Source organism: Acinetobacter sp. I-MWF, from assembly GCF_025433935.1.
Taxonomy (GTDB): domain Bacteria; phylum Pseudomonadota; class Gammaproteobacteria; order Pseudomonadales; family Moraxellaceae; genus Acinetobacter; species Acinetobacter guillouiae.
Genome location: NZ_JAMBAR010000001.1, coordinates 1,644,126 through 1,657,621, shown reverse-complemented (window position 1 = coordinate 1,657,621; position 13,496 = coordinate 1,644,126). Strand labels below are relative to the sequence as shown.

The following is a 13,496-nucleotide window of genomic DNA, read 5'->3' as shown; positions in this document are numbered from 1 at the left end:
CGCGAAATACGAAATTTAGTCATTCTAAATGATGAGAAACATCGTTTCGCAAGGTAACACGTAGCGGCAAAAAACACGCTAGTCCCCCGCTGCGCCTTGCGCTGCAAACAAAGCAGTGCTTTGTTCTTGCTCAGGGTTGTGGCTAAAATTATCTCAGCCTGCGTTATGAAACTCGAAAATAGTCTCGCTATTCTCTTCGTTTCATGCCTTGCCTGCTCAATTTTAACCTACAACGCAAGCCATTTATGAAATATCAACAGCCCCTCATCAATGAAATCATAAATGGCGCAAATAACACCATGATGATCCCTGAAATAATCATGGATAGACTGGCAATCACCCCTTCTAACTCATGGCGTTGTCTTGCTCGCGCAATCCCCATTGCATGAGCGGCATTTCCTAGAGCAGCGCCTTGAGCAATACGGTTTTTATAGCGCATCCATAACAGTAAAAAATCACCAAATAACATCCCCACTAAGCCCGTTATGACCGTAAACAAGGGAATTAAACTGATTGAGCCGCCAATCTTTTCAGTCAACTCCAAAGCAAATGGAATAGAAATCGAACGTGCCAAAAGACTATTTTTCAAAATTTCGTCAAAATTGAATATACTTGCCAATAGCCAGCTACTTAAGATCCCCACCAGCATAGACACACTAGAACTGACGATTAAAACGAAAAAATACTGTTTGACGATCGCTCTATAACGAAATACAGGAATTGCAAATGCCACTGTAATTGGTCCTAACATGGCAACCAAGTATTGGGTGTATAGGTAATAGTCTTGAAAGCGATGCTGAAATATAAAGATCAAAATAATACTGAGACTCGGCACCACAATAATCGGAGAAAAATATATTTTCTGGGTAAAAACAAATACGCGCTTTGCCACGAAATAACACAGTACCGTCCACAGCAAGTAAAAAACGCCCCACAACTCCGTCATTCCACATCATCCTGTTGCAAGAATAATTTCACCATCAACACAGAGCTTGCCATCACCAAAGCGGTACTGAGTAAAATCACTAGAAATATTTTCCAACCACTGATCAAAAGTAATTGCTGATACTGAATCACACCGACCACTGGCGGAATAAAAAACAGTAACAGCTCCCCCAACAGAATATCTGCACCTAGACTCACCTTTTCCAAATTGAGCCATTGCATTTGCAATAAAATCAGCAATATAAAAAAACCTAAAACACCTGATGCAATGGGTAAATTCAACAGTTTTTGCAACATATATGCAAAACCCCAAATCGCTATAATCAAGCTGATTTGGTAGCTCGCGCGCTTAATGGTGGTTAACTCAGATATTGTATAAAACACTGTCATTTACATCCGTATATTCATCATGACTCAAGCTAAATTTAACGGTACATACCTTTTTTCAACTTAAAATTGAGTGATATATCCGTAGTTTGCAGTTCATTAAAGAAAAAATATAGCTACAAAAGCAGCCGATAAAAATATAACAGTTTAGCCATGTTTTAAAAATCTGTTATATTTTTTCTCCTCATTTTCTGTACCTACATCCCAACTAAATAATGGTGCAAGATCATAATAATTATTTCTAAGTAGGTAGTTTTTATGGAACGATCTATGGTTTTTTCCAAACTTAATCATGACGGTCATGGGTCTATAGCAATCCAATGCCTCAAGCAACCATGGGGCATGCGATGAGTCTCGGATTAACTGCACTAGAACTGGCAAGAATTCAGTTTGCTTTCACTGTGTCTTTTCACATTATTTTCCCTGCAACCTCTATTGGTTTAGCCTGTTTCCTTGCACTGCTGGAATGGAAATGGTTACGGACACAAAACCCTGTTTACAAAGATCTATTCAAATACTGGATTAAAATTTTTGCTGTTGCATTTGCTATGGGTGTTGTTTCAGGCATTGTCATGGCCTACCAGTTTGGTACCAACTGGAGTGAGTTCTCCCGTATCTCAGGGAGTGTGACGGGGCCATTACTCACCTATGAGGTTTTAAGCGCATTTTTCTTAGAAGCAGGCTTCTTAGGAATCATGCTTTTTGGTTGGGGTCGAGTCACCGCAAAAGCCCATTTTTTTGCCACACTCATGGTCGCCTTTGGAACCTGTATTTCAATGTTCTGGATTTTGTCCTCCAACAGTTGGATGCAAACACCACAAGGCTTTGCAATAGAAAATGGCATCATTGTCCCGACAGACTGGTGGGCAATTGTATTTAACCCCTCGTTCCCCTATCGCTTTGCACATATGGCAACAGCTGCGTTTTTAGTGTCTTCATTATTGGTTGTGGGCACAGCTGGCTGGCATCTGCTTAAAGGTCGTCGTGATGAATTAATTAAAAAATCATTCTCTATGGGTTTATGGATGGTGCTGGTAACCTCTTGTTTACAAGTGGTTATTGGCGACAACCATGGTTTAAACACCTTAAAACACCAACCAGCGAAATTGGCAGCAATTGAAGGACACTGGGAAACCAACCGTGACCATGCGATGCCACTTCTGCTGTTTGCAACACCAAACATGCAACAAGAAAAAAATACAACTGAATTCGGTATTCCCTATTTAGGCAGTTTGATTCTAACCCACTCCTTAGATGGCGAAGTCACTGGATTAAAGGACTTTGCAGCTGAAGATCGTCCAAATGTAGCCATCGTGTTCTGGAGCTTCCGTGTCATGGTGGGTCTAGGCATGTTAATGGTACTGCTGTCTTTAACAGCCTTATGGTTACGCAAAAAGAATCGCCTCTATGAATCTACATGGTTTCATAAATTCGCCATTGTGATGGGGCCAACGGGTTATATCGCTTTACTTGCAGGTTGGGTTACAACAGAAGTCGGAAGACAGCCTTGGGTGGTTTATGGCGTGTTACGTACTAAAGATGCGTTATCGCATACCGTAACAGCCGACCAAGTAGGACTCAGTCTGATCATTTTTGTATTGGTGTACACCGTTGTATTTGGTGCTGGGATTTATTATATGTTCAGACTCATGAAATCTGGACCTGAGTTTTTAACTCATTTAGATCCTGAAATAACCGGTTTAGGGCATTTTAAAACCCCATTACGGCCACTCAGTGCTGTGGATGATCCAATCGATGGACAACAAGCGCCGCTAGATCAAAATAAGGAGAAACATCATGATTGATCTCGCTTTAATATGGGTCGGCATTATTGGTTTAGGTGTACTGATTTATGTGGTGATGGATGGCTTTGATTTAGGTATTGGCATTCTCTTTCCATTTATTCCAGACCGGCAAGAACGTGATGTCATGATGAATACGGTCGCCCCTGTCTGGGATGGTAACGAAACATGGATGGTGCTTGGCGGTGCGGGATTATTTGCAGCCTTTCCGCTGGTCTATTCTACGGTACTCTCCGCTTTATACCTTCCCATTATATTTATGGTGGTCGCATTGATTTTCCGTGGTGTTGCCTTCGAGTTCCGCTTTAAAGCAACTCGAACCAAATACTTGTGGGATCAAGCCTTTATTTGGGGATCAATCTTATCCAGCTTTTTCCAAGGGGTTATCCTTGGTGCATATATTCAAGGTATTCAAACCACTGCAGGTATTTATAGTGGCGGTGTATGGGATTGGTTTACCCCTTTTTCACTTTTCACTGGTCTAGGTGTTGTTGTCATGTATGCCACTTTAGGTTGTGGCTGGTTGATTTTAAAAACGGAAGCGCGTTTACAAGACATCATGTATACGCTGATGCCAAAGCTGTTAATCACGTTAATGATTATTTTTGCTGCCGTCAGTATCTATACCCCGATCACACATCCTGAAATTGCCCAGCGCTGGTTTGCATTACCAAACCTTATCTATTTCAGCCCTGTGCCTATTTTAGTTGTACTCTTTTCTGGTTTAATTTTACATGCTTGTAAGCAACGACATGAGATCAAACCTTTTGTCTATACGCTGGCATTGGTTTTTCTGGCATTTACTGGATTTGTAATTAGTTTATGGCCAAACATCATTCCACCATCAGTTTCAATTTGGCAAGCCGCTGCGCCAGAATCAAGTCTTAAATTTACCTTGGTCGGTGCGGCAATTCTGATCCCAATTATTATCGCTTATACCTTCTTGTCTTATTGGGTTTTCCGAGACAAAGTCCGTATTGGTGATGAAGGCTATCATTGATCAAGGAGTTTTAGATGAACAAATACATCAAACAACTCAACCCTGTAACATGGTTTATTTTGTTGTGGTGTTTCGGTTTTGCAGCATTGGCTTTAATTGCGGGTTTGTTTAGATTAATGCTTAGTTTTGCCTATTAGGCATATACCTATTGATGATCTGACTAGCGAAGAAAGGATAAGCATTTAACTATGCTTATCCTTATTTATAGCCAAACCACCTAATTATTTATACAACTGATTTTCATCAAGTCATTGATCAGAAATGAAGCTTAAGTATTTGTATAAACTTTTAGAAACTGCTTGTTATCAATTCGCTTTTTGTGCTTTTGAAGCATAGATGGTTATCCTACCGTGGGGCGACAAGGATGTCGCCGTTGAGCGGGGGTATATGAGCAAAAATAGAGCACTGCTTTGTTTGCAGCGCAAGAGCCCTGTTAAACGAAAGATTTTTGTCCCTTTTTATCTCTAAAAAGGGAGGCATCGCCTACGCAAAGATATTTAAACTTTGAATGTAAGGTGTGGCAATGCAAGCTTTTTAGAATCAAACAATTTATTTTCTCCATACAATTGATTTAATTAAAAATGTTAATTAAGAGAAATTATATTCTTGTGTCTCAGTTTTTACAGGTTAACTATACTTGGACGCTTAAATGTCCTAACTACTAAAGATGATGCCCCTTGTTTTTAATAGGAGGCATCATTCGATTTATCGGATTGAGCAAAAATTAGAATTTAAAGGTATAGGTTGTGATAAAACGATTTTCCACAAAATCTCTACCTGGAAGGTTTCCAACACCATATTTAATATTGGCATCAATATAGCGCCATTCCACTCCAAGTCCCTTTAACCATCCTTCTGGAACAGTATAGTTTACAATCAAATTTTTCTCGGTTTCTTTATTATCCTTGAAGCCAGCCCGATAAATGTCACTACCATTCAAATAACGCAAGGTCAGTTTCAAGCCAGGTACGCCATGATCTTTAAAGTCATAACTATATAAGGCATGCCAAGTAAACTCTTTCGCTTTATAAAATGCAATTGCAGACCAAGTCTGTAAATATCCTTGCGGGACATAACCATTTAAAAGTGGAATATTGTCCTCACCGAAATGTTTTTGCACACCTGCTAAAAAGGTATTTGGACCATGTTGTGCACTCGCTTGTAATCCTAAAGACTGAACATCGATGTTTCCAAAATAAGCATCACCATCCTCTTTATAATTAAAATAGCGCGCATCTACTTTTAGCTTAGTCTCATTGACTTTTTCTGTATAAACCGCATTGAAATAGTGTTGTTGATAAATATCTTCCAACTGACCAAACCAGTATGAACCAGTGAAGTTTGGGGTAAACTTATAGTCTAATCCGATAAAATTTAAACCATCACTTCTTTTGTTGGGATCTGTGGAGTTGCCCAAAGTGAATTTTCTATATTCATCATCATCTCGGGCATTGACATGAGTAAAACGGCCTGCGGACAGTTTTAAATTTTGAATGTCTTGGCTTTCTAACATTACCCCAGCATAGGTTGTCACCAATTGTCGAGAATCATCAATAAATAAAACCGGTGTTTTTGGAAAAAGCTCCCCCACTTTAAGCTCTGTATTTTGATATTTAAGTTTTAAGGTGGCACCTAATTTTAAATAATCCCGTGCTTGTTGGGCTTCACTTTTGTCATATTTAAAAACGGTATCTAAACGTTCATCGTAACGATTATTTAAACGTAGGGCATATTGAAAACCAAAATCCAAACCGACTTGTAGCGCAGTGTCGCTATAACCTGACTCAAAGCGCCCAGATACCGCCTGCGACCAACTGCCGAGGTCATTCTTGGTATCTTCGTAGTCACGTTCATTATAGAAATTACGTAAATAAATACTGGTGTTACTCTCTTCTAAAAACTCGGCATAAGCAGCATCTATACTCAGACATCCAAACAGCGTATAAAGTGCAACTCGTTGAGTTTTATAAAGCAGATCTAGCTTTAACATGGGAAATCCTTTCCTGAATCTTTGAAATTCTTGTTGTGTAAGTTCTAGGGCGTTCTTTGTCTTATCCTCCAGACAAAAACTTTTGCACTTCCTTAAAATATAAATAAATTCAAAATGATATAATTAAGGAAATACATCAGTATTACCCATTATCAGAATTATTAATGTAATTTTCCATGTATAATGTGGTATATGTTTATACCTTTTCAGTCATACCGCTGCTATTTTAAATCTAGATAAACAATTTTTGGCTGTATAAAAATAAAGCTAAGATATTAAAAAATAAATAATTTTTATTATTTTGATGACCTAACAACATGGTTATTTTCAAGCTATAGCATGAAGCATCACAGTTTTATCATTTGAGCGGGTTAAATATACCTTTTAAGTATTTAAAGATACCGAATTCAGTCTAGATAAGGCGATTACATTCAATTAAGGTATATAGAAGGATTTATGAACCAAGCAAGATTAGGAATGATGCTGGCTCAACGCACAACATATCTTAAAAGATATGACGCAAGCCAGCATTATGGCAAGATTAAGGAGATAGCCATGACAGCCAATAATATTAGAATTTTCGAGACGGAAGAAGTACAGAATTTCATTAACCTACTCAGCGGACTTGAGCAAGACGGTGGAAATCCTCGTACTAAGCAAATCATTCATCGGGTGGTTTCTGACTTATTTAAGACCATTGAAGATTTAGAGATTTCTTCTGACGAATATTGGGCTGCAATTGCATATTTAAACCAACTAGGTACCAGTCATGAAGCAGGCTTACTTTCTCCTGGTTTAGGCTTTGACCACTTCCTTGATATGCGTATGGATGCAATTGATGCCGCTTTAGGTATTGAGAACCCAACCCCGCGTACCATTGAAGGCCCACTTTATGTCGCAGGTGCACCTGTTGCCCAAGGTTTTGCTCGTATGGATGATGGCAGTGATCCAAATGGTCATACCCTGATTTTGCACGGTACAATTTACGCTGCAGATGGTCAACCACTGCCAAATGCACAAGTTGAAATCTGGCATGCCAATACCAAAGGTTTCTATTCACACTTTGACCCAACTGGCGAACAACAGCCTTTTAACATGCGCCGTACCATTATGACGGATGCTCAAGGTCAATACCGTGTACAAACGATTTTGCCTGCAGGTTATGGCTGTCCACCAGAAGGTCCAACCCAACAATTATTAAATCAATTAGGCCGTCATGGTAATCGTCCTGCACATATTCATTTCTTTGTATCTGCAGATGGTCATCGCAAACTCACCACGCAAATTAACGTTGCTGGCGACCCGTACACTTATGATGACTTCGCCTACGCAACACGTGAAGGCCTTGTGGTTGACGCAATCGAACATACAGATGCAGCAGCGATCCAAGCCAATGGTGTTGAAGGTCCATTTGCCGAAATGGTATTTGACCTCAGACTTAGCCGCCTTGTAGATGGTGTCGATAACCATGTGGTTGACCGCCCTCGCCTACAAGCTTAATTCAGCTAAAAGTCATTTTGTGAATCTTGAAATCAGGCGAGCTGTAACGGTTTAGCCTGATTTATTTTATGGAAAAGATATTTAGATGGATATTCATACTTTTGATGCAGCAAGCAATACTATTTTAGCCATTGTACCTGAAGATGCGAAAGCTCTGGCTCGACTGCGTGTCATTCTACAGGCAGGTCAATTTCCGACGGTTACAGTGATTGGCAAATATAATCATGGTAAAAGCCGACTGTTAAATGAGCTTATTGGTCAAGATATTTTCTCAGTTGCGGATAAACGAGAAACGGTAGCCCTCTCCGAACATCTGCAACATCAAATCCGTTGGTTAGATGCACCAGGTTTGGATGCTGATGTGGCGACAATCGATGATCAACTTGCTCAAGATGCGATGTGGAACAAAGCGGATATTCGCCTCATGGTCCATTCGGTACGTGAGGGTGAGTTTGATCCTTATGAATTACACTTATTCCAGCAATTCGAGCAAGATGCAAAGCAAACCCAACGACAAAGCTTACTGCTGCTTACCCAAATTGACCAGATTCCAGATCAAACCATTTTAGCGCAGATTATTGGCAGCATTCAAAATCAAGCGCCAACTGCAACTATACTACCTGTATCAGCTACACGGCACCGTCAAGGTATCGAAAACTCCAAACCCATACTGGTACAACGCAGTGGTATCCCCGAACTACAACACACACTTCATCGGATGCTTGAGCAAGTCCCCGCAATACGTCAATTTGAAAAAAAACAGATCATTGTTGATCTAAAAATGCGCTTATCCCAGCACCTAGAAACCATTCAAAGTAACATTCAGCAACTTACAACAAGCTTACAGCAGCAACGCCAAAATTTTGAGCGTGATCTCAATCAAATATTAGATAAAGTGCGTCAAGATTTACAACCGGTCCTACAGGTCTCTGGGCAGGATAATTCGCTAGAACCAGATTCTTTTGCCAATATGTATAAAGTAACTGCGGGCAAACGTGATCGTAACCGTATTCAAGTGGCTTATTCTCGTGCCTGTATCGAAATCAATAGCCATCTGGTGCGCTATGGTGTGGTGGGTTTACCCGATACGCAAAAAAGTAATGTACGCAGTCTAGATACGGTCATGGTTGCGGTGATGGGTGTTTCAGTCAAACTGCGTAAGGATCTCAATCTTATTTTTGTGGAAGAATCAGGTCGTGAACGTTTACGTGGTGAATTTGCCCATTATTTTGAATTGTCTTATGATCGAATGCAGTTGCAACAGCAATTACTTAATTTGCAGCAGCAACAGCAGCTCATCATACAAGCTCAACAAGCATCAACCACTTTGGAGCAGGTATAATGACCGTTCATGATTCGCATGATTCGATTCAGACGCTGATTGCGAGTAGCAAAGCTTTTGATCAGCATGAACAGGACATCATCCTGCATTTAAATAAGATGCACACGTGGTATCAACAACTGGCGATCAATCTTAATAAACAACGTATCAATCCCATTGGACTGACATCACATTGTCAGATTGCCCAAGACATCGCAGTACTCAATTCGCAGCTTGAAAGCTATCTCAGCCATTGGGAAACACAATTAGAGACCCTACATGCGGCACAATCCATCGCAGATCATTTTGACGATAAGATTATTTTGCTGATTTTCGGAAAATTCAATGCGGGTAAAAGTTCATTCTGTAACGTAGTGGCAGAGTGTTTTCACAGACGCCAGCAAAGCGTTGAATATTTTTATCTCGACTCAGGTCAAATTATCAATAGTCAGGAGCGTTTTAAAGAAGGTGCCACAGAAACCACCACACGCTTACAAGGGGTTTGTTTAGCGAACAACCTCATTTTACTGGATACCCCAGGACTTCATTCCGTTACGCCAGAAAATGCAGCATTAACCCAACGCTTTATGGATAGTGCGGATGGTGTCCTTTGGCTCAGTAGTTCCTCCTCACCCGGTCAGGTCAAAGAATTAGCGGCTTTGGGGCAGGAATTACGCCGACATAAACCGTTATTGCCAGTGCTTACACGAAGTGATTATTTTGAAGAAGATGAAGTCGATGGCAACATTTGCCAGATTCTATGCAATAAAACCTCTGACCAACGTTATCTGCAAGAAACCGATGTTCAAACCCGTGCTATTAACCAACTGATCGCAATGCAAGTTGATCCTGTGCTGTTGCAATCGCCAATTTCAACCTCCTCTCAGATGTTGAAAAATGCGGATTTCAATGATCAGGCCATGCAAAAAGCAGGTTTTAATCGTTTATTTGATGCACTTTTACATTTGATCCAACCTGCTCTGGCTTATAAACAGCGTAAACCTGCGGAAGCCTTATTACATCATTTACAAGAACAAATTCTAACGCCTTTACAACTTGAGGTTGTGCCACAACTGCATCAATTACAGCAGCAGCTAAGCAATGCTATGAGCGCTTTGCTGCAACATAAACAGCAGATCATTACGCAAACATGGCGCAGTATGATTGCAACCCTGCCAAGCTTATTAGAGCAACATGCCGAGCAGCAAGCGGTGGATGAATTGTATAGTGCACTGACCCAACAGGCTCAACAGCGTCTATCACAACATATTGCAAATACTTTATCGGATTATCAACTGCAATATGCCCCTCTCAGTCCGTTACAGTTTGCTGAGCATCTGGCGTATGAAGTGATTTATGCTGATGATGCAACCGAGATCTTGGCCATTGGGCATGACCGTTTATATAGCGAGATCTCACATAGTTTGTGGCAAAAGCTTGATCAATATAGCGATGAAGTTATCGCACAATGCCAAGAACTGCTAAGCAATCTTCAAGAGCAAATTGCCACCATCCAGCAAGGCTTAATCAATGACGAACAGGAACTACAATACATTGCGAATTCATTAAGAATGCAAGGATAAAGACTGATAATGTCATTTTAAAATCAATATTTTAAAATCATAGTTTCAAATCATTAACTCAATAGATCTCATTCATAAATCAAAAAAATGATCATGTTGAGTGAATCATATTGGTATTGAAAGTCCCTTCTCCCGTTGGGAGAAGGCGAGGATGATATTGATCTCAGCTCAGACCTATACTCGATTAATCCCCGTCCAGTTGAAGTGGAATCCCTTCTTCTTCAAAGACCTGTCGAATACATTCTAAAATCTTAGGTAAATAAGGACTTTGATCCATATTTCTCACAGCTAATGAAATAGGACTATAGGCCTCTATATCCAAAATCGGAATATAGACCAGATTCTTCATGCCTATTTCACTGGCGCTTTCAGGAATAATGCATATCCCCTCCCCAGATGAAACCAAGCCCAAAGCCATATGGATTTCTCGAACTTCAACCATATCTTTCGGTACCAAGCCTAATTCGGTAAAAATGGATTGAATCAAGGTTGAAAAATTGGGCTTCTGTGTGGCTGGATAAGAAAAAATAGGTTCATTGATAATTTGCGATAAATAAATACCTTTATCAATATAACTGGTTAAATGATGATTTTTATGCGCGGCTAGTTTTAATTTCTCTTTGTACAATAAAATGCGCTTAATCGATGGATCACTAATTCTTAAACGACCAAAGCCTAAATCTATTTTACCGAGTTTGAGTGCTTCGATTTGATCCTTGGTACTGTATTCAATCAGCTCAACCTGAATATCAGGGTTATTTTGACGAAATAAATAAATTACCTGAGGCAGTAACGCATACAGCAATGAACTGACATAACCAATACGGACAATTGTATTCATTGAACTAATACGCTTCGCCATAGAGGTAGCTTGCGCAGTATGAGTCAAAATTTGTACCGCATGTTGGTAAAAGAATTGCCCAGCTTCTGTTGTTCTTACTGGACGTGTGCCACGCTCAAATAAAAGAATACCGAGTTCTTCTTCTAACTTTTGAATCTGACGGCTCAATGGCGGTTGAGCAATACATAGTTTCTCTGCAGCTTTGGTAATACTCTGCTCTTCGACCACCGTAACGAAATAACGAAGATATCTTAATTCCATCTCTCTAAATCCCTTTTATATACCTTTTAAGTATCTAAAAATACCAAAATCGGCCTAGTTAAAGATATTACATTAAATTAGGGTATATAAATAGATTGATACTTAAGAAATAACCACGATGTACAAGTCCATAGAAACGCTGTTAATCGAAATTCCAACGATACGTCCTCACAAGATGGCCGTTGCGACAATGCAAACCCAAACCTTGGTCCTGATTAAAATCACGACTGAAGATGGTTTAATTGGCTGGGGGGAAGCGACCACAATTGGCGGTTTAGGTTATGGCGAAGAAAGTCCTGAAAGTGTAAAGACCAATATCGAAACCTATTTTGCGCCATTGTTAAAAACACTGTCTGGTGACAATATTGCCCAAACAATGCAAGTGATCCATCGGAATATCAACGGTAATCGTTTTGCGAAATGTGCTGTTCAAACTGCATTATTAGATATTCAAGCGCAACGTTTAGGTCAACCCCTGAGTGAGATTCTAGGCGGTCGCTTACGTGACAGTATTCCTGTGCTTTGGGTTTTGGCATCGGGTAATACCGAAAAAGACATTGCCGAAGCAGAAAAAATGATTGCGTTAAAACGTCACAATGTCTTTAAGTTAAAAATCGGTTCACGTCCTGTTGAACAAGATGTTGAGCATGTATTGGCAATCAAAAAAGCCTTGGGCGCAGACATCTCAATTCGTGTAGACGTTAACCGTGCTTGGTCTGAACTGAATGCAATTAAAGGGATTCAAATGCTTCAAGATGGTGGTGTTGACCTGATTGAACAGCCTTGCGCAATACATAATATTGATGCCATGCAACGTCTTAGCCGTAAGTTTGATATCGCGATCATGGCAGATGAGTCGTTAACAGGTCCACAAAGTGCTTATAACTTGGCAAAAACCAATGCAGCCTCAGTCTTTGCGGTAAAAGTTGCGCAATCTGGTGGTCTGATTGAAGCATGCGAAGTCGGTAAAATCGCCAATCTGGCAGGTATTGATCTTTATGGTGGCACTATGCTTGAAGGTCCTGTTGGAACAATTGCCTCAGCACATGCCTTCTCTACATTTAGCAATCTCGCAGCGGGAACTGAATTATTTGGCCCACTGCTACTAACTGAAGAAATTTTAAAAACACCGCTTCAATATGGCAATTTTGAGCTCAAAATTCCAACTGGTCCGGGCCTCGGCATTGAACTAGATGAAGACAAAATCGACAACCTACGTCGTCAATAATTCAAGGAGCTGACATGCTTTTCCAAGTACGAATGGATGTACACATCCCCCTCGATATGCCCGTCGAAAAAGCCAATGAAATTAAAGCAATTGAAAAGGCTTATTCACAAGATTTACAACGTCAAGGGAAATGGCGTCATATCTGGCGTATTACAGGCCAATACTCAAACACCAGTATTTTTGATGTAGAGAGCAATGAAGAACTCCACAATATTTTACAGGGATTGCCTTTATATCCTTATATGAATATCGAAGTGACTGCCTTAAACCGTCATCCGTCTTCAATTCGAGAAGATGACCATTAAGCAGCGGGTGTAAATTCATTGACTAAATAACTGTGAGATAAGTTCTTTCTCACAGTTTTTTAAGTTTCTATACATGTCTATCTTTGCTAATGCGGTATGTATAGAAATTTAAAAACATGGATAAAAGGTTCGTCTTATGATTGATAAAAGTAAGCTCTCGTTGACTGAGGTTCTGTCACATATCAAAGATGATGCAACCATTATGATTGGTGGCTTTGGAACAGCAGGACAACCCGCAGAGCTGATCGATGGGCTGATTGAACTTGGCGTTAAAGATCTGGTGATTGTCAATAACAATGCAGGCAATGGCGATTATGGTCTGGCTAAACTGCT

Annotated in this window: 13 protein-coding genes; 9 read left to right on the top strand and 4 right to left on the bottom strand. The window is 40.1% G+C overall.

Features of this window, described 5'->3' with window-relative positions; translation table 11 throughout:
• Positions 1–253: 253 nt before the first annotated feature.
• The gene (locus M2R48_RS07685; RefSeq protein WP_262085660.1) at positions 254–946 is read right to left on the bottom strand and encodes an LrgB family protein; all 693 of its coding nucleotides are present in this window, start codon (positions 944–946) and stop codon (positions 254–256) included.
• Positions 943–1,335, bottom strand: coding sequence for a CidA/LrgA family protein (locus M2R48_RS07680; RefSeq protein WP_262085659.1), 393 nt, complete (start codon positions 1,333–1,335; stop codon positions 943–945). The genes M2R48_RS07685 and M2R48_RS07680 overlap by 4 nt, the downstream gene beginning before the upstream one ends.
• Positions 1,336–1,679: 344 nt before the next feature.
• On the opposite strand from M2R48_RS07680, the gene M2R48_RS07675 reads away from it, so the two are divergent.
• From M2R48_RS07675 to M2R48_RS07665, 3 genes are read left to right on the top strand one after another with little or no spacing between them, the layout of a single operon-like run.
• Positions 1,680–3,137 carry a cytochrome ubiquinol oxidase subunit I gene (locus M2R48_RS07675; RefSeq protein WP_262087465.1) on the top strand — a complete coding sequence of 486 codons (1,458 nt, stop codon included), beginning with the start codon at positions 1,680–1,682 and terminating at the stop codon, positions 3,135–3,137.
• Complete coding sequence (cydB, locus tag M2R48_RS07670; RefSeq protein WP_034617970.1) at positions 3,130–4,134, top strand: cytochrome d ubiquinol oxidase subunit II; 1,005 nt, start codon at positions 3,130–3,132, stop codon at positions 4,132–4,134. Before M2R48_RS07675 ends, cydB begins: the two co-directional genes overlap by 8 nt.
• Positions 4,135–4,148: 14 nt before the next feature.
• Positions 4,149–4,271, top strand: coding sequence for a DUF2474 family protein (locus M2R48_RS07665; protein ID WP_004820453.1), 123 nt, complete (start codon positions 4,149–4,151; stop codon positions 4,269–4,271).
• Positions 4,272–4,858: 587 nt separating this feature from the next.
• On the opposite strand, the gene M2R48_RS07660 is transcribed toward M2R48_RS07665, so the two are convergent.
• Positions 4,859–6,124 carry an OprD family porin gene (locus M2R48_RS07660; protein ID WP_262085658.1) on the bottom strand — a complete coding sequence of 422 codons (1,266 nt, stop codon included), beginning with the start codon at positions 6,122–6,124 and terminating at the stop codon, positions 4,859–4,861.
• A gap of 555 nt (positions 6,125–6,679) precedes the next feature.
• Here M2R48_RS07660 and catA point away from each other — a divergent pair.
• From catA to M2R48_RS07645, 3 genes are all read left to right on the top strand, one after another.
• Positions 6,680–7,624, top strand: a complete 945-nt coding sequence (catA, locus tag M2R48_RS07655; RefSeq protein ID WP_004721555.1) for a catechol 1,2-dioxygenase — start codon at positions 6,680–6,682, stop codon at positions 7,622–7,624.
• Positions 7,625–7,709: 85 nt separating this feature from the next.
• Positions 7,710–8,966 carry a GTPase gene (locus M2R48_RS07650; RefSeq protein ID WP_262085657.1) on the top strand — a complete coding sequence of 419 codons (1,257 nt, stop codon included), beginning with the start codon at positions 7,710–7,712 and terminating at the stop codon, positions 8,964–8,966.
• Entirely contained in the window at positions 8,966–10,528 is a 1,563-nt protein-coding gene (locus tag M2R48_RS07645) for a dynamin family protein (protein ID WP_262085656.1), read from the top strand. The genes M2R48_RS07650 and M2R48_RS07645 overlap by 1 nt, the downstream gene beginning before the upstream one ends.
• 184 nt (positions 10,529–10,712) lie before the next feature.
• Here the strand turns inward: M2R48_RS07645 and catM are convergent, their stop codons facing one another.
• Positions 10,713–11,630 (bottom strand): cis,cis-muconate-binding transcription regulator CatM, encoded by a 918-nt coding sequence (gene catM, locus M2R48_RS07640; protein WP_034617960.1) that lies wholly within the window; start codon positions 11,628–11,630, stop codon positions 10,713–10,715.
• 118 nt (positions 11,631–11,748) lie between these two features.
• Between catM and M2R48_RS07635 the strand changes: the two genes are divergently transcribed.
• The 3 genes from M2R48_RS07635 to M2R48_RS07625 form a co-directional block, all read left to right on the top strand.
• Positions 11,749–12,858 (top strand): muconate/chloromuconate family cycloisomerase, encoded by a 1,110-nt coding sequence (locus M2R48_RS07635; protein WP_262085654.1) that lies wholly within the window; start codon positions 11,749–11,751, stop codon positions 12,856–12,858.
• A 14-nt stretch (positions 12,859–12,872) separates the two neighbouring features.
• Complete coding sequence (catC, locus tag M2R48_RS07630) at positions 12,873–13,163, top strand: muconolactone Delta-isomerase (RefSeq protein ID WP_004820442.1); 291 nt, start codon at positions 12,873–12,875, stop codon at positions 13,161–13,163.
• 136 nt (positions 13,164–13,299) lie between these two features.
• Positions 13,300–13,496 (top strand): CoA-transferase (locus tag M2R48_RS07625; RefSeq protein ID WP_315972840.1); only part of this gene is annotated, 197 nt, incomplete at its 3' end.

Excerpts from the sequence above, each read along its gene's own strand:
- M2R48_RS07685 (WP_262085660.1), bottom strand. The coding sequence starts at position 946 with ATGACGGAGTTGTGGGGCGTTTTTTACTTGCTGTGGACGGTACTGTGT.
- M2R48_RS07680 (WP_262085659.1), bottom strand. The coding sequence starts at position 1,335 with ATGACAGTGTTTTATACAATATCTGAGTTAACCACCATTAAGCGCGCG.
- M2R48_RS07675 (WP_262087465.1), top strand. The coding sequence starts at position 1,680 with ATGAGTCTCGGATTAACTGCACTAGAACTGGCAAGAATTCAGTTTGCT.
- cydB (WP_034617970.1), top strand. The coding sequence starts at position 3,130 with ATGATTGATCTCGCTTTAATATGGGTCGGCATTATTGGTTTAGGTGTA.
- M2R48_RS07665 (WP_004820453.1), top strand. The coding sequence starts at position 4,149 with ATGAACAAATACATCAAACAACTCAACCCTGTAACATGGTTTATTTTG.
- M2R48_RS07660 (WP_262085658.1), bottom strand. The coding sequence starts at position 6,124 with ATGTTAAAGCTAGATCTGCTTTATAAAACTCAACGAGTTGCACTTTAT.
- catA (WP_004721555.1), top strand. The coding sequence starts at position 6,680 with ATGACAGCCAATAATATTAGAATTTTCGAGACGGAAGAAGTACAGAAT.
- M2R48_RS07650 (WP_262085657.1), top strand. The coding sequence starts at position 7,710 with ATGGATATTCATACTTTTGATGCAGCAAGCAATACTATTTTAGCCATT.
- M2R48_RS07645 (WP_262085656.1), top strand. The coding sequence starts at position 8,966 with ATGACCGTTCATGATTCGCATGATTCGATTCAGACGCTGATTGCGAGT.
- catM (WP_034617960.1), bottom strand. The coding sequence starts at position 11,630 with ATGGAATTAAGATATCTTCGTTATTTCGTTACGGTGGTCGAAGAGCAG.
- M2R48_RS07635 (WP_262085654.1), top strand. The coding sequence starts at position 11,749 with ATGTACAAGTCCATAGAAACGCTGTTAATCGAAATTCCAACGATACGT.
- catC (WP_004820442.1), top strand. The coding sequence starts at position 12,873 with ATGCTTTTCCAAGTACGAATGGATGTACACATCCCCCTCGATATGCCC.